The sequence below is a fragment of the Pseudomonas sp. BRG-100 genome (assembly GCF_000737955.1).
Taxonomy (GTDB): Bacteria; Pseudomonadota; Gammaproteobacteria; order Pseudomonadales; family Pseudomonadaceae; genus Aquipseudomonas; species Aquipseudomonas synxantha_A.
The window spans coordinates 1640950-1664965 of the sequence record NZ_JPRX01000001.1 but is presented as its reverse complement, the minus strand read 5'-3'; the positions used below and the strand labels follow the sequence as shown (position 1 = coordinate 1664965).

At 60.8% G+C, this 24016-nt stretch carries 23 protein-coding genes; 14 read left to right on the top strand and 9 right to left on the bottom strand.

Annotated elements, in window-relative coordinates:
* Positions 1-184: 184 nt before the first annotated feature.
* Positions 185-3031 (bottom strand): RNA polymerase-associated protein RapA, encoded by a 2847-nt coding sequence (gene rapA / locus JH25_RS19940; RefSeq protein WP_032877330.1) that lies wholly within the window; start codon positions 3029-3031, stop codon positions 185-187.
* A gap of 219 nt (positions 3032-3250) precedes the next feature.
* Here rapA and JH25_RS19945 point away from each other — a divergent pair, with 219 nt between their 5' ends.
* Positions 3251-3592, top strand: a complete 342-nt coding sequence (locus JH25_RS19945) for a hypothetical protein (RefSeq protein ID WP_032877329.1) — start codon at positions 3251-3253, stop codon at positions 3590-3592.
* Here the strand turns inward: JH25_RS19945 and JH25_RS19950 are convergent.
* From JH25_RS19950 to JH25_RS19960, 3 genes are all read right to left on the bottom strand, one after another.
* Positions 3589-4770, bottom strand: a complete 1182-nt coding sequence (locus tag JH25_RS19950; protein ID WP_032877328.1) for an aminotransferase class V-fold PLP-dependent enzyme — start codon at positions 4768-4770, stop codon at positions 3589-3591. The genes JH25_RS19945 and JH25_RS19950 overlap by 4 nt on opposite strands.
* Entirely contained in the window at positions 4767-5237 is a 471-nt protein-coding gene (locus JH25_RS19955) for a RidA family protein (protein ID WP_032877327.1), read from the bottom strand. The genes JH25_RS19950 and JH25_RS19955 overlap by 4 nt, the downstream gene beginning before the upstream one ends.
* 91 nt (positions 5238-5328) lie before the next feature.
* Complete coding sequence (locus tag JH25_RS19960) at positions 5329-6201, bottom strand: LysR substrate-binding domain-containing protein (protein WP_032877326.1); 873 nt, start codon at positions 6199-6201, stop codon at positions 5329-5331.
* Positions 6202-6334: 133 nt separating this feature from the next.
* Between JH25_RS19960 and JH25_RS28595 the strand changes: the two genes are divergently transcribed.
* Positions 6335-6496: a hypothetical protein gene (locus JH25_RS28595; protein ID WP_005785860.1), complete on the top strand. Its 162-nt coding sequence runs from the start codon at positions 6335-6337 to the stop codon at positions 6494-6496.
* 143 nt (positions 6497-6639) lie between these two features.
* Positions 6640-6756, top strand: a complete 117-nt coding sequence (gene ccoM, locus JH25_RS29230) for a cytochrome c oxidase subunit CcoM (protein ID WP_017530457.1) — start codon at positions 6640-6642, stop codon at positions 6754-6756.
* A gap of 144 nt (positions 6757-6900) precedes the next feature.
* On the opposite strand, the gene JH25_RS19970 is transcribed toward ccoM, so the two are convergent.
* Positions 6901-8376: an inorganic phosphate transporter gene (locus JH25_RS19970; RefSeq protein WP_003189291.1), complete on the bottom strand. Its 1476-nt coding sequence runs from the start codon at positions 8374-8376 to the stop codon at positions 6901-6903.
* 333 nt (positions 8377-8709) lie between these two features.
* On the bottom strand, positions 8710-8910 hold the full coding sequence (locus JH25_RS19975) for a hypothetical protein (RefSeq protein ID WP_003189295.1): 201 nt from the start codon (positions 8908-8910) through the stop codon (positions 8710-8712).
* Positions 8911-9475: 565 nt separating this feature from the next.
* Between JH25_RS19975 and pcaR the strand changes: the two genes are divergently transcribed.
* The 11 genes from pcaR (at position 9476) to pcaC (ending at position 20226) form a co-directional block, all read left to right on the top strand.
* On the top strand, positions 9476-10318 hold the full coding sequence (gene pcaR, locus JH25_RS19980; RefSeq protein ID WP_032877325.1) for a pca regulon transcriptional regulator PcaR: 843 nt from the start codon (positions 9476-9478) through the stop codon (positions 10316-10318).
* Between the two features lie 145 nt (positions 10319-10463).
* Entirely contained in the window at positions 10464-11804 is a 1341-nt protein-coding gene (locus JH25_RS19985; RefSeq protein WP_032877324.1) for an MFS transporter, read from the top strand.
* Between the two features lie 268 nt (positions 11805-12072).
* Entirely contained in the window at positions 12073-12930 is an 858-nt protein-coding gene (locus tag JH25_RS19990) for a CoA transferase subunit A (RefSeq protein ID WP_005785868.1), read from the top strand.
* Positions 12930-13709, top strand: a complete 780-nt coding sequence (locus tag JH25_RS19995) for a CoA-transferase subunit beta (protein WP_005785870.1) — start codon at positions 12930-12932, stop codon at positions 13707-13709. Before JH25_RS19990 ends, JH25_RS19995 begins: the two co-directional genes overlap by 1 nt.
* Positions 13706-14908: a 3-oxoadipyl-CoA thiolase gene (gene pcaF / locus JH25_RS20000; protein ID WP_177327420.1), complete on the top strand. Its 1203-nt coding sequence runs from the start codon at positions 13706-13708 to the stop codon at positions 14906-14908. Before JH25_RS19995 ends, pcaF begins: the two co-directional genes overlap by 4 nt.
* A gap of 17 nt (positions 14909-14925) precedes the next feature.
* Positions 14926-15630, top strand: coding sequence for a protocatechuate 3,4-dioxygenase subunit beta (gene pcaH, locus JH25_RS20005; RefSeq protein ID WP_005785874.1), 705 nt, complete (start codon positions 14926-14928; stop codon positions 15628-15630).
* A 1-nt stretch (position 15631) separates the two neighbouring features.
* Positions 15632-16198, top strand: a complete 567-nt coding sequence (gene pcaG / locus JH25_RS20010) for a protocatechuate 3,4-dioxygenase subunit alpha (RefSeq protein ID WP_032877322.1) — start codon at positions 15632-15634, stop codon at positions 16196-16198.
* 152 nt (positions 16199-16350) lie between these two features.
* The gene (locus JH25_RS20015; RefSeq protein ID WP_032877321.1) at positions 16351-17646 is read left to right on the top strand and encodes an MFS family transporter; all 1296 of its coding nucleotides are present in this window, start codon (positions 16351-16353) and stop codon (positions 17644-17646) included.
* Between the two features lie 10 nt (positions 17647-17656).
* The gene (locus tag JH25_RS20020) at positions 17657-19021 is read left to right on the top strand and encodes a 3-carboxy-cis,cis-muconate cycloisomerase (protein ID WP_032877320.1); all 1365 of its coding nucleotides are present in this window, start codon (positions 17657-17659) and stop codon (positions 19019-19021) included.
* A gap of 10 nt (positions 19022-19031) precedes the next feature.
* Positions 19032-19823 (top strand): 3-oxoadipate enol-lactonase, encoded by a 792-nt coding sequence (pcaD, locus tag JH25_RS20025; RefSeq protein WP_032877319.1) that lies wholly within the window; start codon positions 19032-19034, stop codon positions 19821-19823.
* Positions 19824-19833: 10 nt separating this feature from the next.
* Positions 19834-20226, top strand: a complete 393-nt coding sequence (pcaC, locus tag JH25_RS20030) for a 4-carboxymuconolactone decarboxylase (RefSeq protein ID WP_005785883.1) — start codon at positions 19834-19836, stop codon at positions 20224-20226.
* Positions 20227-20292: 66 nt separating this feature from the next.
* On the opposite strand, the gene JH25_RS20035 is transcribed toward pcaC, so the two are convergent.
* The 3 genes from JH25_RS20035 to JH25_RS20045 all read right to left on the bottom strand — a co-directional run bounded on the left by JH25_RS20035 (position 20293) and on the right by JH25_RS20045 (position 23899).
* A complete protein-coding gene (locus JH25_RS20035; RefSeq protein ID WP_032877318.1) occupies positions 20293-21426 on the bottom strand; it encodes a hypothetical protein in 1134 nt (377 codons plus the stop codon).
* A 240-nt stretch (positions 21427-21666) separates the two neighbouring features.
* Positions 21667-22566, bottom strand: a complete 900-nt coding sequence (locus JH25_RS20040) for a polysaccharide deacetylase family protein (protein ID WP_032881064.1) — start codon at positions 22564-22566, stop codon at positions 21667-21669.
* Positions 22567-22648: 82 nt separating this feature from the next.
* Positions 22649-23899, bottom strand: coding sequence for an OprD family porin (locus tag JH25_RS20045; RefSeq protein ID WP_032877317.1), 1251 nt, complete (start codon positions 23897-23899; stop codon positions 22649-22651).
* Between the last annotated feature and the right edge of the window lie 117 nt (positions 23900-24016).

The window sequence follows — 24016 nt, the reverse complement described above, 5'->3', positions numbered from 1 at the left end:
ACGGGGCGCCTGAGATCAAAAGCAGATCAAAATCAAGAGCGGCTCGCTTCGCATCGTGGTTACGATCGGCAGCTATAAAGTTGTGTAGATACCTATGCCTATCGGGGGCTTGCCCCCGATGAGGTCCTGAAGGATCGAATAAAAAAGGCCCGCATTGCGCGGGCCTTCTACTGACAGCGAATGATCAGCCCGCCACCAACACGCGAATCGCTTCCAGTCGCAGCGCCGCCTTGTCGAGCATGGCCAGGCCTTGCTCGCGTTGATTGCGCAAGGCAACCAGCTCGCTGTCACGCACGGTGGGGTTGACCGCTTGCAACGCGGTCAGGCGCGCCAGCTCTTCGTCGGTGTCTGCGGCCAGGCGGCGCTTGGCTTCGGCCACACGCTCGGCGTGACGCGGGGCGATTTTCTCTTCACCGGCATTGATGCGCGGCGTGAGCTGATCGCGCTGGGCCTGCACGAACTTGTTGGCACTGGCCCGTGGCACGCTTTCGAGCTGGTCATTCAAGGTCACGAACGACACCCGACCGGACAGGTCATTGCCATTGGCGTCCAGCAGGCAACGCAAAGCCGCTGGTGGCAGGTAACGGCCCAGTTGCAGCGAGCGCGGGGCAACCACTTCGCTGACATAGAGCAGTTCCAGCAGCACGGTGCCCGGCTTGAGCGCCTTGTTCTTGATCAGCGCCACGGCGGTGTTGCCCATGGAACCGGACAGCACCAGGTCCATGCCGCCTTGCACCATCGGGTGTTCCCAGGTGATGAACTGCATGTCTTCACGCGACAGCGCCTGGTTACGGTCGTAGGTGATGGTTACACCTTCGTCGTCACCCAGGGGGAAGCTGGCGTCGAGCATTTTTTCGCTGGGTTTCAAGATCAGCGCGTTTTCCGAATGGTCTTCGCTGTCGATACCGAAGGCGTCGAACAGGGTTTCCATATAGATCGGCAGGGCGAACTGGTCGTCTTGCTCAAGGATGTCCTCGACCAGCGCATCGCCTTCACCGGCGCCGCCGGAGTTGAGTTCCAGCAAGCGGTCACGACCGGTGTGCAGCTCCTGCTCCAGGCGTTCGCGCTCGGCACGGGCTTCGTCGATCAAGGCTTGCCACTCGCCGTCGTCGGCGGCTTCGAGCAATGGCAGCAGGCGCGGGCCGAACTGATGCTGCAAGGCGTTGCCGGTCGGGCAGGTGTTGAGGAAGGCGTTGAGCGCTTCGTGGTACCACTGGAACAGGCGCTGTTGCGGGCTGGTTTCCAGGTACGGTACGTGCAGTTCGATCACGTGTTTCTGGCCGATCCGGTCCAGACGACCGATACGCTGTTCCAGCAGGTCGGGGTGGGACGGCAGGTCGAACAGCACCAGGTGGTGGGAGAATTGGAAGTTGCGGCCTTCACTGCCGATTTCCGAACAGATCAGCACTTGGGCGCCGAACTCTTCATCGGCAAAGTAGGCGGCGGCGCGGTCACGCTCGAGGATGTTCATGCCCTCGTGGAACACCGTGGCCGGGATGCCGGAGCGCACGCGCAAGGCGTCTTCCAGGTCCATGGCGGTTTCGGCGTGGGCGCAGATCACCAGGACCTTGGTGCGCTTGAGCATTTTCAGCTGATCGATCAGCCACTCGACACGCGGGTCGAAACGCCACCAGCGGTTTTCTTCCTCGATATCCGGCTGCGCCTGGAAACTGACTTCCGGGTACAGCTCGGCGTGTTCGCCCAACGGCAGTTCGAGGTACTCATCCGGGTTCGGCAGCGGGTAGGCGTGCAGCTTGCGCTCGGGGAAGCCTTGCACGGCAGCGCGGGTGTTGCGGAACAGCACGCGGCCGGTGCCGTGGCGGTCGAGCAGTTCACGCACCAGGCGCGCACTGGCTTCGCTGTCGCCATCGTTGACGGCGCTGAGCAGGGCTTCGCCTTCGTTACCGAGGAAACCCTGGATGGTCTTGTGCGCGGCCGGAGACAGGCGGCCCTTGTCGAGCAGCTCCTGCACGGCTTCGGCCACCGGGCGATAGTTTTCGCTCTCGGCGCGGAAGGCTTGCAGGTCGTGGAAACGGTTCGGGTCCAGCAGGCGCAGGCGCGCAAAGTGGCTGTCCTGGCCCAGTTGTTCCGGGGTGGCGGTGAGCAGCAGCACGCCTGGGATCACTTCAGCCAGTTGTTCGACCAGCGAGTATTCGGCGCTGGCCTTGTCTTCATGCCACACCAGGTGGTGCGCTTCGTCGACCACCAGCAAATCCCAGCCAGCGGCGAACAACGCGTCCTGGGCTTTCTCGTCGTCCACCAGCCATTCCAGCGCAACGAGTGCAAGCTGGGTGTCTTCGAACGGGTTGGTGGCATCGCTTTCGATAAAGCGTTCTTCGTCGAACAGCGCGACCTGCAGGTTGAAGCGGCGGCGCATTTCCACCAGCCACTGGTGCTGCAGGTTTTCCGGGACCAGGATCAGCACACGGCTGGCGCGGCCCGAGAGCAGTTGGCGATGGATCACAAGGCCCGCTTCGATGGTCTTGCCCAGGCCCACTTCGTCAGCCAGCAAGACCCGCGGCGCGATACGGTCAGCGACTTCACGAGCGATGTGCAGTTGGTGCGCAATAGGTTGTGCACGCACGCCACCCAGGCCCCACAACGAGGACTGCAACTGGCGGCTGGTGTGTTCCAGCGTGTGGTAGCGCAGCGAGAACCACGCCAGCGGGTCGATCTGCCCGGCGAACAGACGGTCGCTGGCCAGGCGGAACTGGATGAAGTTGGACAGTTGGGTTTCCGGCAGGGTGACCTGCTCGTTCTGCCCATTGAGGCCGTGGTAGACCAGCAGGCCGTCGACGTCGTCGACTTCCTGTACGGTCATTTTCCAGCCTTCGAAATGGGTGATGGTGTCACCCGGCGAAAACCTCACGCGAGTGAGGGGCGCATTCCGTAGCGCATACTGGCGGGTGTCGCCAGTGGCCGGATAGAGCACGGTCAACAAGCGCCCGTCCTGTGCCAGAACGGTGCCTAACCCCAGCTCTGCTTCGCTGTCACTAATCCAGCGTTGCCCCGGTTGATACTGCTGCGCCATGCTGCCTGACTCCCGCCGTGAAAAAGCCGACTATCTTAACGGAACAAGCCCTTGCGCCCAAGGACTCTGACAAAAACTACTCCGTTTGGCCGGCGGGCAGAGTGCTGAATCGACGGGTGGCGGGCACTTGCGAGTGTCGACTGAGTCACAGCTTGGCGAGCCTGCGCTCAAGTCGCCCTGCAACCCGCCGACAGCCTGTTGATCAGGAGAATAACTATCATGCTGCCACCCATGCTGCCCGTCAGTGTTGTGCCGGTCACGTCGCAACTCGATCCGGCACGCCAGAAGCCGGATATTCCGCCGGTGGTGCCCGTTCAACCGGGCTCCAGCGAGAGCACGATCGACCTGAAAAAAGGCGATGCCGAGCAATCGACCTTTCTGTTGCGCGAAGAGCAGCGTCGTCAGCAGGAGCAGCACAAGCGTCGGCGCGAAGCCGACGATGACGCCGAGCAGCATTTGCCTATCCCCGGTGACTTGCTCAATGCTGACAACACGGTGCCTGTGGCGCCGCTGATCGAAGACGCGCCGCGCCAGGGCTTGTGGGTGGACATCGAGGTTTAAGCGTTCAATTCATGCAGGGCCTTGATCAACAGTTCGATATCGTCATCGGTGTTGAGTGGGCTGACGGAGAGGCGCGCAATACTGCGCAACCCACGTGCTTGCATATCCAGCGGCGTATAGGCCACGCCGTTGGCACCGATGTTGATGCGCTTTAACCCCAAGCGCCGCTTGAGTTCAAAGCTATCCCAGCCGGCCAGGTTGAAAGCGATCAAGCCCGAATGTTTACTGCCCAGGTCATGCAGGCTAATCCCAGGTATCTGATGCAGCGCTTCGCGGATTCGGGCGCTGGTCTGCGAGATCCTTTCCCACACCCGCTCGATCCCCAGTCGATTGATCTCTTGCAATGCATTGCCCAAGCCCGCCAGCAGGGCGACGGACACTTCGCTGGTTTCGAAGCGCCGGGCGTCGTTGCGCAGGTCGAAGCCGTCGGTGGTCCAGGGCGCCGAAAACACGTCGCGTTGGGCCGGGTTCAGGTGCCCAAGAAAATCCGGCCTGACATACAGCAGTGCAGTACCGCGCGGGCCGCGCAGGTGTTTGCGGCCGGCGGATTTGAGCACGTCACACTGCAACGCTTGCACATCCACCGGTAATTGGCCGACGGCTTGGCCTGCGTCGATAAAGTAGGGGATGGCGTGACGACGAGCCACTTCGCCGATGGCCTGGGCCGGGTTGATCAGGCCGCCGTTGGCCGGCAGCCAGGCAAGGTCGATCAGCTTCACGTGGGCGTCGAGCATCGCTTCCAGTGCTACCGGGCAAACCGCGCCGGTGGCATCACAGGGGATAACTTCCACGCGCGCGCCCGCTTGCACGGCCAACTCCATGCTCGCCAGGTTGCCGCCCCATTCATGGCGCCCCACCAGGATGCGGTCGCCCGGCCGCCAAGGCCCCAGGGCCTGGAACGCCATGCTCCAGGCCGTTGAGCCACTGCTGGCGAAGGCAATCGAGGAGGGCGGTGCATTGAGCAGTTGCCCGGCGGCGCGGCGGGCGTTTTCCACCAGCACGGCGCCCTGTTCGCCGGCTTCCATCGGGCCGTTGCGGGCTTCGTGTTGCAACTGTTCGATGATGGCGTCCAGCGTCGCCTGGCTGGGCAAGGACGCCCCGGCATGGTTGAAGTGCACAAGGCCCGACTGGCAACCGGGCGTGGCCTCCCGCAGTTGTTGGACGTCCAGCGGGCTCATGGCTGCAGCTCGAAAATGGCATCCACCTCCACGGCGACGCCAGCCGGCAAGCTGCTGACGCCTACGGCGGTGCGTACGTGCCGGCCTTTGTCGCCGAGGGCGTTGACCAGCAGGTTCGAGGCGCCATTGGCGACCACGCTCTGGCGCTGGAAATCAGCGCTGCTGGCGATGAAGACGCCCAGACGCAGGGTGCGCACCACGCGCGACAGGTCATCGCCCAGCGCATCGCTCAATTGCCCCAGCAGGCCCAGCGCCGCCAGTTCCGCCGCCTGGGCGCCTTCTTCATCGCTGAGGGAATCGCCCAGCCGGCCTATGTAGGCAGGTTTGCCATCGAGCATGGGAATTTGCCCGGAAATGAACAGCTGGTGTTGGCTGACGAGATGGTTGATGTAATTGGCAGCCGGTTGACTGGGTGTGGGCAGTGTCAGGCCGAGTGTGTGTACGCGTTGGCGAATGGAATCGGTCATGCTGAAAACCTCTGGGTTCAGGAGGTTTGAGCATGTTGGCTGTTGCGATGGACGACAAACGGATAGATCTCAATCGACGTATCGAAAAAACTCACCCATCCGCACACAGGTGCTTCAACCACTGGCTGAAGCATTCGGCTGGTTCGCCGAGTGGGCCCTGGGGAGCGATCAGCCAATAGCCGATTTCGCTGTGATAGGGCGGCCAGTCAAAGGCCTCCACCAGGCTGCCGTCCTGGAGCCTGCGTTCGATCAGGCGATGGCGGCCCATGGCGATACCTTGGCCGGCCACGGTAGCCTCGACCACGATGTTGTAGTCATGCAGCATCACCCTGGGGTGGTGATCGAGGTTGACCTGGTAATGGGCGGCCCAATCCGTCCACTCGAAAGGACGGTGCGAGGTCGCCATCAGTAGGGGGCCTTTGCTTACCTGGCTGGCCTTGAACGCGGGGCTGCACACGGGTGACAAGGTTTCGGCCATCAGGCGCGTGGCCTGCACGTCGGGCCAATCGCCCTTGCCGTAACGGATGGCCAGGTCAACTTCGGCCGTGGCGACATTGGCCAGTTGAATCGCGGGCAGCAACTCCACCTGGATATGCGGGTAGCGCTGCAGAAACTCGGCCAGACGCGGTGCCAGCCATAGCGTGGCGAAAGACGCCAGTACGCCGATGCGCAACACGCTGGTGCTGGGTACACCCCGTTGGCTGCGTGTCGCAGTAGCGATGGCGTCCAGGGCTGGGCGGATTTGGTCGTAGTAATGTTGCCCGGCCAAGGTCAGATCAATCGCACGGGTACGCCGGATAAACAGCGGCTTGCCCAAATGCTGTTCAAGCTTATGCACCTGGTGGCTCAGCGCACTTTGGGTCACCGACAATTCGCCCGCTGCCTTGATAAAGCTCAAGTGCCGTGCCACGGCCTCGAAGGCGCGCAGGGCCAACAGCGGTGGAAGGTCGTTGTGCAAGGCCACCGGATGGCGCCTCCTGGGTAAGGGGGAAAGTGCCGATTTTGGTCGATGACCTGCATTTTGTCGCCCGCTGATTTGCCGTCGGGCGGGGCAGGCCGCATTATTGGGCCATTCCCGCCACGACGTAAGCCAAGCCATGAGTGATGACGACAAGCTGATCGACCTGAATGCTGAACGCGCCAAGCGCGTGCACGACCTCAATGACAAACGCTTGAATGAAGTGCGTCAAGCCTTTGAACAAGCCATGCCCTTGGGCAAACCCAAGAAAAAGTCGAAGAACAAACCGAAAAAGCGTTGAAAGGGTCTGCATCTATTGATGCAGATCAGTTATTACCCCTCTTTACGCCCCGTTGCGGGCGACATTGATCCTGGTCAATTTCCCACTGCGCCTTCTCCATTAACTTAGCCCTATCGCAACAGGGCAAGTGCAGGAGGCCGGTCATGTTTATCGATAATGTGGTTTTTGCCGGAGTGCTGACTGTAAGCCTCATGGTGCTGTTTTTTGTAGGGTTTGGATTTTTTATCTGGAAAGACGCTAACAAGCGTAAAAAACCGTAGGTCTTTTCAGATTACATGGGCACGCAAGGCATTTTGGGCGACTTCGGTCGCCCTTTTTTTTTGCTCGGTTTTTCTCTAAAAGTGAATATAAAAAAAGGTGCGACCCTCGCGGATCGCACCTTTTTTATTGCCAGTGGCTATCAGTCAGTTGCCCAATGCCTTGGATGCCAACCAGAACAACCCGGCCGACAGGCCCACGGTGGCTGGCAGGGTCAATACCCAAGCCATCAGGATGGTCTTGACGGTGCCGCCTTGCAGGCCGCTTTTGTTAGCAACCATGGTGCCCGCGACGCCCGAAGACAGCACGTGGGTGGTGGACACCGGCAGGGCGAAAATATTGGCGAAGCCGATCATGGTGGCAGTGGTGATCTGGGCCGACATGCCTTGGGCATAGGTCATGCCCTGCTTGCCGATCTTCTCGCCAATGGTCAGTACCACGCGCTTCCAACCCACCATGGTGCCCAGGCCCAGGGCCAGTGCAACCGCGAGGATCACCCAGAACGGGGCGTACTCGGTGGTGGCGGTCAGGTCTTTGCGCAGCTTGTCGAGGTCGGATTTCTCACGGGAATCCAGCCCAGGCAGTTTGCCGACTTTCTTCGCGGTGTCGTCCAGGCAGAGCAGGTAGCGACGCACTTCGATGCGATGATCTGCGGTCAGCGAGTGGTAGTCCGAGACGCCCTTGAGGGTGCCCAGCAGCGCGTTGATCGTCGGCTCGGTCTGCTGCGGGTTGCAGCGGAATTTGCCCGGCAGATCATCCTTCACGCTTTTGCCCAGGGCCAGGAACTCGCCGAGGGTCTCGTGGTTGCGCTGGTAGAACTGGTTCAGGTGCAGGGTTGCGTCACGGGTACGCTCGATCTGGTAGGTGGTGCTGCCCAGGTCCAATACGAACTGCGCCGGCACGATACCGATCAGCACCAGCATGATCAGGCCGATGCCTTTCTGGCCATCGTTGGAGCCGTGCACGAAGCTCACGGCCATGGCCGAGATCACCAATACCAGGCGGTTCCAGAACGGCGGGTGCTTCTTGTCGTCGAGCTTGCGGCGCTGGTCCGGGGTCTTGTGCATCTTCGACAGCGGGCGCCACCACTTCAGGCCGATCAGCACCAGGGCTGCGACCAGGAAGCCGGCCATCGGCGAGAACACCAGGGACGCACCGATATCCACGGCCTTTTGCCAGTTCACACCGTCAGCCAGGGGGATGTCGTTGATCAGGGCGTTGGCCAGGCCGACACCGAGGATCGAGCCGATCAGGGTGTGGGAGCTGGAGGCGGGAATACCGAAGTACCAGGTGCCCAGGTTCCAGGTGATCGCCGCCGCCAATAACGAGAAGACCATCGCCAGGCCATGGCCGGTGTTCACATTGATCAGCAACTCCACCGGCAGCAAATGCACGATGGCGTAGGCGACACCGACACCACCGAGCAACACGCCGAGGAAATTGAAGACCCCGGAGAAGAACACGGCCAGGTGTGGCGGCATGGCTTTGGTATAGATGACTGTGGCCACCGCGTTAGCGGTGTCATGAAAGCCATTGATGAACTCGAAGGCGAGGACAAAGGCCAGGGCGAGCAGCAGGCTCACTAGAACCCAAGCATCCAGTCCGCTGAATAAATCGATCATGAAGGTTTTCTGACCCGGTCGTAAGGGGGCGCGATTATGCCAGAAAACATCGGTAATCGATGCATTGACTGCTCATCGGTAACAATCTTCGTCGCACAAGCCCGGGCAAAACGGACGCATCCCAGGGTTTTCGGGGCTTTGGCAAGTCTTTGATTTATAAAGCGCAGGCCGCAAAAGGCCGGCATTTGTCATGAAAACGTCATGCCTGAAACATTTGTATGAAATTTCGTGCGCGGCTGTAGGTGACTGACCAACGGGCGCTGACGCGAGGGGCTCCCTGCCGGTGGTGGACCGGCAGAGACAGCAGGGCCCCGCCTACTCGCACCGAAGCGCTTATGGCTCTTCGGTTTTGAGTTCCTGTTCGATCTTCTGGATTTCCTGGGCAAATGCCTGATCCAGCAGGCTGGCGCGTTTGCGCCATGGCTTGCGTTCCGGCTCAGGTTGCGCGGCGTAGGTGGTGACCTCCCCGCCGTAGACGTCCTTGTAACGTTGCTCCTGGCGCTCAAGTTCGGCGCGCAGTTCATCTTTCGTCACAGTATTACCTAATTGTGTGAAGTTTATTGATTGCGCAGTGTCGCGCTTCAACAGTCGTCCTCGGGCGATTCCAAATAAAACAGTAGAAAACCGTTCAAGTTGAAAAGCAGGCCTGAGGGCAGTTCTTTTAAGCGGCTACTTGTGGCCAGCGCGGCTTACGTCCTCCAGCGCCTGGCGAGCTCCCATCCCGATAGTGATACCGGGCCGACCTCTGCACAGGTTGCATTATAGCGGCGCATTTGAATAACACTATCATCATAAAGTTAAAAAGCGTCAACGGTGCAGGGGAGGGTGTTATGGAGGGGCATCACTATTTGTGAACAGCGTCATCATATTGTCGCCACCTGTTCTAAATAAAAGCGTAAATCTCCGCACTTCCCAGGTCATCAGGCAAATCTGAAACTTGGCCGCGGCGGCGGCTGCCCTAGCCTGACAAATTGCGATAATCGCATGATCGTCCGATAATCGCCCAATGTTGCTGGCGCTGGCTTGTGCATCGCGATCGGCACGGCTTGTAATAGCGGCCAACCCTCCCGTGGTAAGAACAAGAGACAGGACCCTGGAAATGAACGATCAATTGCGCAACTCCTTCGCATCAGTGGCGCCGCCGATCGTGGCTTCACCGGCCAAGCGCATCCAGGCGTTCACCGGTGATCCGGACTTCATGACGTCCCTGGCCCGTGGCCTGGCCGTGGTGCAAGCGTTCCAGGAGCGCAAGCGTCACCTGACCATCGCCCAGATCAGCCACCGCACGGAAATCCCCCGCGCCGCTGTGCGCCGTTGCCTGCATACCTTGATCAAACTCGGCTACGCCACCACGGATGGGCGTACCTACTCGCTATTGCCTAAAGTGCTGACGCTCGGTCATGCCTATTTGTCGTCCACACCGTTGGCCGTCTCGGCCCAACCTTATCTGGACCGCATGAGCGAGCAGCTCCATGAAGCCTGCAACATGGCCACCCTTGAAGGCGACGATATTCTCTACATCGCACGTTCGGCCACGACTCAGCGCCTGATTTCCGTGGACCTTTCCGTCGGCGGTCGGCTGCCGGCCTATTGCACGTCCATGGGGCGCATCCTCCTGGCGGCCCTGGATGATGCCTCGCTGCAGGATTACCTCGACCACGCAGACCTGCAAACCAAGACCAGCCGCACGCTCACGACTCCCCAAGCCTTGTTCGAATGCTTGCAACAGGTACGTCAGCAAGGCTGGTGCATCGTCGATCAGGAATTGGAGCAGGGCCTGCGTTCCATCGCGGTGCCGGTGTATGACGCATCCGGCCAGGTGTTGGCCGCACTGAACGTCAGCACCCATGCCGGGCGCGTCAGCCGCAGCGAGCTGGAACAGCGTTTTCTGCCGAGTATGCTCACCGCCAGCCGTGAGTTGAGCGCGCAACTGTTTGCCTAAGCTGTTCGGTGACCGCACAGATCCCGGTCGGCTCGATTGACGGTGTTTCCCCTGGCTTATTAATGTGCGGCAGCGCTTCAAAGCGCCGCCTAACAATAATGATGACCTGAGGTCATCGGCCCGCCATCGGTGTGGAATAAAAATAATGAATCAGCCTTCTGTCGGTACCCCCCTGGACGTGCAGTCCTTTATCAACACCCAGCCATTGTCACGCTACCAGTGGCGCGTGGTGATCCTGTGTTTCCTGATTGTCTTTCTTGACGGCCTCGATACGGCGGCGATGGGTTTTATTGCGCCGGCCCTGTCCCAGGACTGGGGCATCGACCGCGCCAGCCTTGGCCCGGTGATGAGCGCCGCGTTGATCGGCATGGTGTTCGGCGCACTCGGGTCCGGCCCGCTGGCCGACCGCTTTGGCCGCAAAGTCGTGTTGGTCGGCGCGGTACTGGTATTTGGCGCGTTCAGCCTGGCCTCGGCCTACAGCACCAATGTCGACCAGTTGCTGGTGCTGCGCTTTCTGACCGGGCTGGGTCTGGGCGCGGGTATGCCCAATGCCACGACCTTGCTCTCCGAATACACCCCCGAGCGTCATAAGTCGTTGTTGGTCACCAGCATGTTTTGCGGTTTCAACCTGGGCATGGCCGGTGGTGGGTTTATCTCGGCCAAGTTGATCCCGGCGTTTGGCTGGCACAGCTTGTTGCTGATCGGCGGCATCCTGCCATTGATCCTCGCGGGGGTGCTGTTGGTGTGGCTGCCGGAGTCGGCGCGTTACCTGGTAGTGCGTAATCGCGGTACCGACAAGGTACGCAAGGCCCTGGCACCCATTGAGCCCAATATCGTGGCCCAGGCCGGCAGCTTCAGCGTGCCGGAGCAAGCAACCGTCAAGGCTCGCAACGTGTTCGCGGTGATTTTCTCGGGCACCTACAGCGCCGGCACCTTGCTGCTGTGGCTCACTTACTTCATGGGCCTGGTGATTGTTTACCTGCTGACCAGTTGGCTGCCCACCTTGATGCGCGACAGTGGCGCCAGCATGGAGCAGGCGGCATTTATCGGCGCGTTGTTCCAGTTCGGCGGGGTGTTGAGCGCAGTGGGCGTGGGCTGGGCAATGGATCGGTTCAACCCGCACAAAGTGATCGGGACTTTCTACCTGCTGGCCGGGGTGTTTGCCTACGCGGTAGGGCAAAGCCTTGGCAATATCACTTTATTGGCAACGTTAGTGCTGATCGCCGGGATGTGCGTCAACGGTGCGCAGTCAGCGATGCCGTCTCTGGCCGCACGTTTTTACCCTACCCAGGGGCGTGCCACCGGTGTGTCGTGGATGCTTGGCATTGGCCGCTTCGGCGCGATCCTGGGTGCGTGGATGGGGGCCACCTTGCTGGGCCTGGGCTGGAATTTCGAGCAGGTGCTCACGGCACTGGTGATTCCGGCGGCACTCGCCACTGCAGCCGTGTTGATCAAGGGCATGGTCAGCCATGCCGACGCCACTTAAGCCTTGATGGGACTCAAATGTGGGAGGGGGCTTGCTCCCGATTGCGGGGTGTCAGTCAAAAAATTTGTTGGCTGATCCACCGCTATCGGGAGCAAGCCTTCCCACATTTGAATTGCGTTCGCTTAGACGATTAGCTAGACAACAATCTGTTCGATAATCGAACGCTGAGTCGATTATCGGATTGTTCGGCCCATTTCCCCGGCTTAATCTTCAAGCACTTCGGCGCCACCTCAGCGCCTTTTTCGATCAACACCGGGAGCCCAACCCCATGGCTGAAATCCTCACCCTGCGTGATGCGGTCAAGCGCTTTGTGAACGACGGCGATACCGTCGCTCTCGAAGGTTTTACCCACCTGATCCCAACGGCCGCAGGTCATGAAATCATTCGTCAGGGTAAGAAAGACCTGACGCTGGTGCGTATGACGCCCGACCTGATCTACGACCAATTGATCGGTGCTGGCTGCGCGCGCAAGTTGATTTTTTCCTGGGGCGGCAACCCGGGTGTGGGCTCCCTGCATCGGTTGCGCGACGCGGTGGAGAAGCAATGGCCGCAACCGCTGGAGATCGAAGAACACAGCCACGCCGACTTGGCCAATGCCTACGTCGCCGGTGCCTCGGGCCTGCCGTTCGCGGTGCTGCGTGCCTACGCTGGTTCCGACTTGCCCAAGGTCAACCCGCTGATCAAGACCGTCACGTGCCCATTCACCGGCGAAGTGCTGGCGGCGGTGCCGTCGGTACGTCCGGATGTCACCGTGATTCACGCGCAGAAAGCCGATCGCAAGGGCAACGTGTTGCTCTGGGGCATTCTCGGGGTACAGAAGGAAGCGGCCCTGGCGGCTCAGCGTTGCATTGTCACCGTGGAAGAAATCGTCGATGACCTCAATGCGCCGATGAACAGTTGCGTGTTGCCGACCTGGGCACTGACCGCGGTGTGCCATGTGCCGGGTGGCGCACATCCTTCCTACGCTCATGGCTACAACGAGCGGGATAACCGCTTCTACCAGGCGTGGGACCCGATTGCTCGCGACCGTGGGACCTTTACCGCCTGGATTGATGAATTCATCCACGGCACTGCTGATTTCAGCGAGTTCCAGGCCAAGCTGGCCACCGCGCAGGAGGCCAAGTAATGACCTACTCCACCAATGAAATGATGACCGTAGCCGCTGCACGCCGCTTGAAGAACGGTTCAGTGTGCTTCGTCGGTATCGGCCTGCCGTCCAAGGCCGCCAACCTGGCGCGGCTGACGTCCTCACCCGATGTAGTGCTGATCTACGAGTCCGGCCCGATTGGCGCCAAGCCCAGCGTGTTGCCGCTGTCAATCGGCGATGGCGAGTTGGCCGAGACCGCCGACACTGTGGTGCCCACCGGTGAGATCTTTCGCTATTGGCTGCAGGGCGGGCGCATTGACGTGGGCTTTCTCGGTGCGGCCCAGGTCGACCGTTTCGGCAATATCAACACCACCGTGGTCGGTGATTATCACCAGCCCAAAGTGCGTTTGCCGGGTGCCGGTGGGGCGCCGGAGATCGCCGGTTCCGCCAAGAGCGTGCTGATCATCCTTAAACAGTCGTCCCGTTCGTTTGTCGACAAACTGGACTTCATCACCTCCGTCGGTCACGGCGAAGGTGGCGACTCACGCAAACGTCTTGGCCTGCCCGGTGCCGGCCCCGTCGGCATCATTACCGACCTGTGCATCATGGAACCGGAGGAGGGCAGCCATGAGTTCGTGGTCACCGCGCTGCACCCCGGCGTGACCCGCGAGCAAGTGGTCGCTGCCACCGGCTGGGCGATTCGCTTTGCCGACCAGGTCAGCACCACGGCAGAACCGACCGAGACAGAACTGACCGCGCTGCGCGAGCTTGAAGCCCGCACCGCCGCCGCCCATGGCCAAGCACCGGGAGAAGCCTGATGCGCGAGGTATTTATCTGTGATGCCATTCGCACACCTATCGGTCGTTTCGGCGGTGGGCTGTCCACGGTGCGTGCCGATGACCTGGCGGCGCTGCCGATCAAGGCCCTGATCGAGCGCAACCCGTCGGTGGACTGGGACGCGGTGGACGAAGTCTTTTTGGGCTGTGCCAACCAGGCCGGCGAAGACAATCGTAACGTGGCGCGCATGGCACTGTTGCTGGCGGGGCTGCCGGACAGCATTCCGGGCGTGACCCTCAACCGTTTGTGCGCCTCGGGCATGGATGCCATCGGCACGGCCTTTCGCGCTATTGCCAGTGGCGAAATGGAGCTGGCGATTGCTGGCGGCGTCGAGTCGATGTCCCGTGCTCCGTTCGTGATGGGCAAGGCCGATGCGGCGTTTTCGCGCAGCATGAAGCTGGAAGACACCACCATCGGCTGGCGTTTCATCAATCCGTTGATGAAGGCCCAGTACGGCGTGGATGCCATGCCGCAGACCGCCGATAACGTCGCCGACGACTACCAGGTTTCCCGCGCCGACCAGGATGCTTTCGCCTTGCGCAGCCAGCAGCGGACCGCCGCTGCGCAAGCCGCCGGTTTCTTCGCCGAGGAAATAGTGCCGGTACGGGTTGCCCATAAAAAAGGCGAAACCCTGGTGGAACACGACGAACACCCGCGTGACACCCGCCTGCAAGCCCTGGCCAAACTCAAGCCGGTCAACGGCCCGGACAAGACCGTCACCGCCGGCAATGCCTCGGGGGTCAATGACGGTGCCGCCGCGCTGATTCTGGCATCCGCCGACGCCGTCAAGAAACACGGCCTCACCGCGCGCGCCCGGGTGCTGGGCATGGCCAGTGCCGGTGTCGCACCGCGCGTAATGGGTATCGGCCCGGTGCCGGCGGTGCGCAAGCTGGTGGAACGCCTGGGGTTGGCGGTCACCGACTTCGACGTGATCGAGCTTAACGAAGCCTTCGCCAGCCAGGGTCTGGCGGTGCTGCGCGAGCTGGGTATTGCCGACGATGCACCTCAGGTCAACCCGAACGGCGGTGCCATTGCGCTGGGTCATCCCCTGGGCATGAGCGGTGCGCGGCTGGTGTTGACGGCCCTGCACCAGTTGGAAAAAACCGGCGGCAGCAAAGGCCTGGCGACCATGTGCGTGGGCGTCGGCCAAGGCCTGGCCCTGGCGATTGAACGCGTCTAATAAAAGAGGATGGCTCCATGAGTGACAAGCCTGGTTACCGGCGCCCGCAAGCGGGCACTCAACCTGATTACCTGCACCCGGCGTATCAGTCGACGAACCTGCGTTCGCCGTCCCAGCCGTTGGTGTTCCTGCCCCATTCCTTGTCGGAAATCACCGGCCCGACGATCGGCGCCGAGCGCATCAATGACAAGGACAACGACCTGACCGCCCAGCATGAAGGCGAGCCCCAAGGCGAGCGCATCATCATTCATGGCCGTGTGCTGGACGAGAATGGCCTGCCGGTGCCGGGCATTCTCGTGGAGATCTGGCAGGCCAACGCCGCCGGGCGCTACAACCACAAGCGTGACCTGCACGACGCGCCGCTGGACCCGAACTTCACCGGCACCGGGCGTACCGTTACCGACGCCGATGGCTGGTACCAGTTCCAAACCATCAAGCCCGGCGCCTACCCGTGGGGCAACCATCACAATGCATGGCGCCCGGCGCATATCCATTTTTCGCTGTTCGGCCCCAGTGTGCTGACGCGCTTGGTGACGCAGATGTATTTCCCTGGCGACCCATTGCTCGAATACGACCCGATCTACAACTGCGTGCCGGATACGCGGGCCAAGGAACGCCTGATCGCGCGCTTCGACCTGGAAAAGACCGTCCCTTCCTACGCCCTCGGTTACCGCTGGGACATCGTCCTGCGCGGCCGCGACGCTACGCCGATGGAGAAATGAGATGACACTCAACGCGACCACGTCCCACACCGTCGGGCCGTATTACCACATTGGCCTGACCTGGCTGAACCGCGAAGACATGACTGTAGCCGCCACACTCGGCGAGCGCGTGGCGATCAGCGGCCAGGTAGTGGACGGCAACGGTGATGTCGTCAACGACGCCATGCTGGAAGTCTGGCAGGCCAATGCTGCCGGTAAATATGACCACCCTGAGGATGAACAGGACAAGGCGGTCGATCCGCACTTTGAAGGTTTTGGCCGGGTGCCGGTGGATGCTGAAGGGCGGTTCCGCTTTACCACCATCAAGCCAGGCAGTGTGCCGGGATTGAAAGGCACGACCCAGGCGCCGCATCTGGTGGTACTGGTGTTTGCCCGGGGGTTGGTAAAGCACTTGCTCACGCGGATTTATTTTGACGGTGAGGCGCTCAACGGCGATGACCCGCTGTTGGCGTGTGTACCGGCTGAGCGTCGTAGCACCTTGATTGCCAAGCCGGATGCGCAGGGTGTGTATCAGTGGAATGTGATTTTGCAGGGGACAGACAAGGAAACGGTGTTCTTCGATTACTGAGTTGGCTGCAGGGCCTCATCGGGGGCGGTGCGACGATTCGACTTGCTCCCGATGAGGCCCTCCCAGTCACTACATACCCAAAAGTCTGCTTGCGGAACATGGTTGTTGCAAAGTATGTCTAGGCTATAACCGTTCCCACTGAGTAAAAAACCATGACAACAACAACGAGTCACTACACCGGAGAAGAACGCCGCAAACGGATTTTTGCGATTGTCGGGGCTTCCTCCGGCAACCTGGTCGAATGGTTCGACTTCTACGTCTACGCCTTCTGCGCAATCTATTTTGCCCCGGCGTTTTTCCCCTCGGACGACCCCACGGTGCAACTGCTCAACACCGCCGGTGTGTTCGCCGCCGGGTTCCTGATGCGGCCGATCGGCGGCTGGCTGTTTGGCCGGGTGGCCGACAAGCACGGGCGCAAGAACTCGATGATGATCTCGGTGCTGATGATGTGCGCCGGTTCCCTGGTCATCGCCTTCCTTCCCACCTACAACGACATCGGTGCCTGGGCCCCGGCGCTTCTGCTGGTGGCGCGGCTGTTCCAGGGCTTGTCGGTGGGTGGCGAATACGGCACCACGGCGACCTACATGAGTGAAGTTGCGCTCAAGGGCCAGCGCGGTTTCTTCGCTTCGTTCCAGTACGTGACCCTGATTGGCGGCCAGTTGCTGGCGGTGCTGGTGGTGGTGATCCTGCAACAGATCCTCACCGAAGAAGAACTGCGTGCCTGGGGCTGGCGCATTCCGTTTGTAATCGGCGCCATCGCCGCGGTGATCTCCCTGCTGCTGCGTCGCACCCTGAAAGAAACAACCAGCAAGGAAATGCGTCAGGACAAGGACGCCGGCAGCATCGTCGCGCTGTTCCGTGACCACGGCAAAGCCTTCATCACTGTGCTGGGCTACACCGCTGGCGGTTCGCTGATTTTCTACACGTTCACCACTTACATGCAGAAGTACCTGGTTAACACTGTCGGTATGCACGCCAAGACGTCCAGCTACATCATGACCGGCGCGCTGTTTCTGTACATGTGCATGCAGCCGCTGTTCGGCATGTTGGCCGACAAGATCGGGCGACGTAATTCCATGCTCTGGTTCGCCGGCCTTGGCACCTTGTTCACTGTGCCGATCCTGTTGACCTTGAAAACCGTGACCAGCCCGTTCCTGGCGTTTGTACTGATCACCCTGGCCTTGGCGATTGTCAGCTTCTACACCTCCATCAGCGGCCTGGTCAAAGCCGAGATGTTCCCGCCCCAGGTGCGTGCCTTGGGTGTGGGCCTGGCATATGCCGTGGCTAACGCGGTGTTTGGCGGTTCGGCGGAAGTGGTCGCACTGAGCCTGAAATCCATCGGCATGGAAAACACCTTCTATTGGTACGTCACTGCGATGATGGCGGTGGCCTTCCTGTTCAGCTTGCGCCTGCCTAAACAGGCGGCGTACCTGCATCACGATTTGTAAGGGATGAGTTATGACGCTGCGCACGAGCAATCAACTGTTCGACGCTTACTTCACCGCCGCCAGCATGGCCGAAGTGTTCTGTGACCAGGGACGCTTGCAGGGCATGCTGGATTTCGAGGCGGCGCTGGCCCGGGCCCAGGCTCGGGTCGGGTTGATTCCCCAGGCTGCCGTCGCGCCGATTGCCCAGGCGTGCCTGGCTTCGCTGTATGACGTCGATGCGCTTGGCGCGGCCATTGCCACGGCGGGTAATTCCGCGATTCCAGTGGTGAAGGCGCTGGGTAAGTTGATCGCCAGCGAAGATGCCGACGCCGAGCGTTATGTGCATCTGGGCGCGACCAGTCAAGATGTGATGGACACCGGCCTGGTGCTGCAAGTGCGTCAGGCGCTGGTGCTGATCGAGGCGGATTTGGCGCGCCTGGGGGACGTGCTGGCTGCCCAGGCGCAGCGCCACGCCGCCGTGCCGTTGGCTGGCCGCACCTGGCTGCAGCACGCGACACCGGTCACCCTGGGCATGAAAATCGCCGGTTGGCTGGGCGCCGTGACACGCAGTCGTCAGCGCCTTGCCGAATTGAAACCGCGCCTGTTGGTGCTGCAATTTGGCGGTGCGTCCGGCACCTTGGCTGCGCTCGGCGAACACGCCATGCCTGTTGCCGAAGCCTTGGCCGCCGAATTGCAACTGGGCTTGCCGGAGCAGCCCTGGCACACCCAGCGCGATCGCCTGGTGGAATTTGCCAGCGTGCTCGGTCTGATCGCCGGCAGCCTCGGCAAACTGGGGCGCGACATCAGCCTGTTGATGCAAACCGAGGCGGCAGAGGTGTTTGAGCCCGCCGCCCCGGGCAAGGGCGGTTCATCGACCATGCCGCACAAACGCAACCCCGTAGGCGCCGCCGTATTGATCAGCGCTGCCACCCGCGTGCCGGGCCTGGTGGCGACCATGTTCAGCGCCATGCCCCAGGAGCACGAACGCAGCCTGGGCCTGTGGCACGCCGAATGGGAAACCTTGCCAGAGATTTGCCGCCTGGTGTCCGGCGCCTTGCAACAGGCGCTGCTGGTGAGTGAAGGGCTGGAGGTCGATACCGCGCGCATGGCGCAGAATCTCGACCTGACCCAGGGCCTGGTGTTGGCTGAAGCAGTCAGCATCGTGCTTGCCCAACGCCTGGGCCGCGATACCGCACACCACCTGCTGGAGCAATGCTGCAAACGCGCCGTGGCCGAGCAACGTCACTTGCGCGCCGTGCTGGCGGATGAGTCCCAGGTGACTGCCGAGTTGTCAGCGGCTGAACTGGACCGCCTGCTCGACCCGGCTCATTACCTGGGCCAGGCCCAGACCTGGGTCACGCGTGCCGTGACCGAACACTTTGCTTTGACTGCCTGAGGAGACCGCTGTGGCTTTTGTACAACTCGCCGAGGGCGAACTGCATTACCAATTGGACGGGCCGGTGGATGCACCGGTGCTGGTACTGTCCAACTCCCTGGGCACCGACCTGCACATGTGGGACGTGCAGATCCCGGCGTTCACCGAGCATTTTCGCGTGTTGCGTTTCGATACCCGCGGTCACGGCAAGTCCCTGGTGACCGAGGGGCCCTACAGCATCGAACAACTGGGGCGAGACGTGCTTGCGTTGCTGGATGCGCTGGATATCCAGCGTGCGCATTTTTGCGGCCTGTCCATGGGCGGCTTGATCGGCCAATGGCTGGGCATCCACGCCGGCGAGCGTTTGCGGCGTCTGGTGGTGTGCAATACCGCCGCCAAGATCGGCACGCCTGAGGTTTGGAACCCGCGCATCGAAATGGTCCTGCGTGACGGCGCCGCTGCGATGGTGGCGCTACGCGATGCTTCGATTGCGCGCTGGTTTACCGCGGATTTCGCTGCGGCCAACCCGCACCAGGCCAAGCAGATCACCGACATGCTCGCGGCCACATCGCCCGAGGGCTACGCCGCCAATTGCGGCGCCGTGCGCGACGCGGATTTTCGTGAGCAACTGTCGTTGATCAAGGTGCCGACCCTGGTGATTGCCGGCACTGAAGATGCGGTGACACCGCCGGCTGGCAGCCACTTTATCCAGCACCATGTGCAGCGCGCCGAATACGCCGAGTTCTATGCGGCGCACCTGTCCAACGTGCAAGCCGGCGCTGCCTTCAGCGACCGCGTGATCAACTTTCTGCTGGCTCGCTGAGGAGCGTTTTGTGGACGAGAAACAACGTTATGCCGATGGCCTGCAGGTGCGCCGCGAAGTGCTGGGCGATGCTCATGTCGACCGCAGCCTTAATGCCCTCACCGAGTTCAACAGCGAGTTCCAGGAAATGATCACGCGCCATGCCTGGGGCGATATCTGGACGCGCCCCGGGCTGCCTCGGCATACCCGCAGCCTGATCACCATCGCCATGCTGATCGGCATGAACCGCAGTGAAGAGCTGAAACTGCACCTGCGTGCGGCCGCCAGCAATGGTGTGACCCGCGCCGAGATCAAGGAAGTGCTGATGCAGAGTGCGATCTATTGCGGAATACCGGCGGCGAATGCGACGTTTCACTTGGCCGAGTCGGTGTGGGATGAGCTCGGGGTTGAATCGCGCGCGTAATTGGCGAGAAGACCCGCCCGTGATCATCGGGCGGGCAGTATTCATGAGATTACGCCAGCGTGGGGTTCAGGCACTGGTCCCGACAGGTTTGTAGTTTTGCGTGGTATAGCGCTGCCTCAAATTGGGCTCTTCTTCACCCGAAACGAACCCGCCGCCACTGTACAAAGTGCCTGCTTTACCCTCGCCCATGTTGATAAAGGCATAGTTCTTTACATTAGAGTCGATGGTGACTTTATCGTCTCCGTCTCCGGCTTGAATGAACAGCCTGGAACCACCTGCTGGATCGTTTTTAATAGGCAGGAGGAATTGTTGCCCATTCACTTCAGCTAACAATGAATTGTCTTCTGCTGCGCTGATACGAATAGTGTCATTGCCGCTGCCGGCGGTTATTTGCATGACGCCGTCGCCGAACTGTCTTGGGTTGGCGTTTGGCGAGAACTTGAAGGTGGTCTCGTCATGTTTGAACTCGGCGCCTTTTTGCAGGTGAGGTGCAATGGCGATGATTCCGGGTTGCGAGAATGTTTTCACGCCCGCTGACTCGGGGGCGGAGGTATAGCCATTGGTCCCGGAAACCGTGTGGTTGTCGTTAAGACTCACAGTGGTTTGGAACCAGATGTCGTCTGCAATCGTGACGTGGTCATCGCCACCCTTGGTTTTTATTTCCACGGTCTCGGTCATGCCGCCAGCATTCTGAACCGGTAACAGGTATCGCCTGCCGTTTATTTCTGCGACGACCCCAATGTCCGGAAGACTCTTGAGGTGAACGTTGTCTGCACTATTACCGGTTTCGATGGTGACTTTGTTGCGCAGCATGGGAACGCCGTGAAAACTGCCTTCATGAGCCGTTGCCGAGGTGATCTTGACGTTGCCGTTATCGTACGTGTGAGTGGTCGGGGTACTGGTGAGGGCGCGTGGTACTTCGGTGATGGGGCGTGATTCCATGGGCTGTTGTGCTGGAGCCGTAGCTGCGGAATTGACGGGTTTATCCATCGAGGAGTTAACACGCTGGCCGGCCAGCGAGGTAGCAACCTGATCCTTTGCGAAGCGCGCAGGTTTGGCGGTGTTCGCCGGTAGAAAGTTATTTTCTTTGCGGTGCCGCGGGTGGAGGGAGTCTGAGTGTTTTTTATCGCGGTGAATGGATTTTTCGTTAGGGCTGTAAAGGCTGTGCGAATAGTTGTTCTGTAAGGGAGTTGTCAACATGACTAAGTCCTTTTAAAGGTTGGGAAGTGTGAGAAGGTTGGGCAGTGCGCGGTAAGTCTTGCGAACTACTGATCCGATAGTGGGCGGGAAGGAGTACTGAGTTCCAACGCCACTTGTTTCACTTTCCTACGTATTCAAAGGGCTTATGGTCAGTGGGTGGTTAATAAGGTGGGCGTGGTGGGGCAGGATGGGACTACCTGTCTGACTTAAATATCTTACTGTTGTAATTGTTTGTAGCTTTCAGTGTGAGTCCGCATCCCATATCCAGTTCCATACACCCGGCAAATGGACCTCTTCATTCACATCCTTCACGGTACGTGCCAGTGCTGCGCGTTCCAGCATGGCGGTGTCGGTGTAGAACGGCTCGGAAGCAGTCTTCACTCCGTTGATTCGCGCGCTGTCCATCAGGATCTGCATGTATTCCTGCATATGCCGGGCGGTGTAGCGGTTGATGTCATGGAAGGTCACTACCACCGGTATCACGCCTTCCACCATCGGCAGTTCACCCAGCGCGATGCGCTCACGCACGACCGACAGCTGCCGATACAAATTGGCCCGCCGGCGCGGGCTGGCGTTGAAGCCCCAGATCTTGCCGTCATTGGCACTGAGGTCCGTCAGCAGTACGTGCATGCCATGCCGCTGGTAGGCGGCGAAGGTACGGCGGTCGTAGTTCCAGAACGGAGGGCGTACCAGCACGGGCGGCGTGCCGGTGATGGCGGCAATGTCTGTCGCACCTTCGGTGAGGGTGTATTCCAGCTCTGCATCGTTCAGCCAGCGGTGATTGGTATGAAACGCCGTCGCCGTGTGGAAGGCCAGTACATGGCCAGCGGCGAATTCACGTTCCATGGTCTTGCGCCCTCGAGAGCTACCGCCGGAGCGGGCCGCTTCGGTCTGCAAGAAGAACACCGCCTTGATCCCCGGCAATACCGGGTTATTCGCCAGATCCGCCACGACCGAACGGCTCGGGTTGTTGTAGCCCGAGGCGCTGGGGCCGTCATCGAAGGTCAGCAGAAAGCGGATCGGCGCCTGGGCTTGCAAGCGTTGCTGGGTTGCCGGCGTCAGGGCAATGGGCGCGCCGATGCAGCCGCTCAGGCTCAGGGCCAAGGCAAACACTACGCTCGCTGCGGCAAAGGGTTTCATCAGGTACGCAGGCTCGATAAAGGCCGCTGCTGGGGGGATCAGCAGCGGCAGGCGCGCACCATACAGCAAGTCCGGCGCCGGTTTACAGCAGACTGATGGGGTAGCTGACGATCAACCGGTTTTCGTCGAATTCGTTGTTGCTGTAGTCGCGGCGCATGCTCGAATTACGCCAGCGCACCGTGAGGTTTTTCAGGCCGCCGCTCTGCACGGTGTAGCCCACTTCACTTTCGCGGCCCCACTCCTTGCCGTCGGTGATAGTGCCGGTGTGCACGTTGCTGCCGCTGATATAGCGGTTCATCAGGGTCAGGCCAGGAATGCCCAGGGCGGCAAAGTTGTAGTCGTGGCGCACTTGCCAGGATTTTTCCTCGGCGTTGTCGTAGCTGGAGTTATAGCTGTCGTTGGCCAGGGTGCCGCCACTGGTGCCGTTGACGCGCATCCAGGCGCTGTTGCCGGTGAGTTTTTGCAAGCCAACGTAGAAGGTATTGCCGCCGTACCTGGCAGAAAGCAAGCCGGACCAGGTTTTGTTGTCCAGGTTACCTGCGCGGGCGCTGCCATCGTCCTTGCCGTAGAAGAACCCGAGGTTGGCGCCGAGGGTCCAGGCGCCGACAGGCTGGCTGTGGATCAGGTTGAGATACTGCTGGCTGTAGATGTCCTTGAGCTGGGCATTCCATACGCCGACCTGGGTGCGCTTGTCGTTGAATGCGTACTCGGCACCTTGGAAATTGAAACGGTCGGAAGTGAAGGCGGTTTTGCCGAACATCGACATGTCGCTCATGCTGCCGTCGTCACGCGGGCTGTTGGCGCGGAACTGGCCGCCATACAGGGTCAGGCCGTCGATTTCCTTCGAGGTGATCTGCCCGCCGCGCAGGGTCTGCGGCAGGGAGCGGCCGTCGTCGGAACGCAAGATCGGCAGCACCGGCATCCATTCGCCTACCTTCAGCTCTGTCTTGGAAAACCGCGCCTTGAACGCCACGCCCAGGCGCCCGAACTCATCCGCCGGACGGCCATCATGGTCCAGCGGCAGCAACTGGGTGCCGCCCGTGCCGCGCCCGCCATCAAGCTTGAGCGAGTACAGGCCCAGCACATCCACACCAAAACCCACGGTGCCTTGGGTAAAGCCGGACTTGGCGTCGAGGATGAAACTCTGCGTCCACTCCTGCGCGCCACCCTGGGCCTTGGTCGGGTTGGTGTAATTGCGGTTGAAGAAGAAGTTACGCAGGTTGAGGTTGGCGCTGGCATCTTCAAGAAAACCGTGTTCTTCGGCGATTGCAGGAACGGCAAGACTGCCGACAGCGGCAGCCAGCAACAGCTGGCGCGGGTGAAAAGTGCTCATGGTGTTGGACCTGTTGTTATTGGGTTTATGCAGGTGGCGGCCATGGTGCGCGGCGGTATGGGGGCGATGAAAGTGGGGGAGGGCGGGTTGTGGGCGGTGATCGAACGCAAGTTGGCG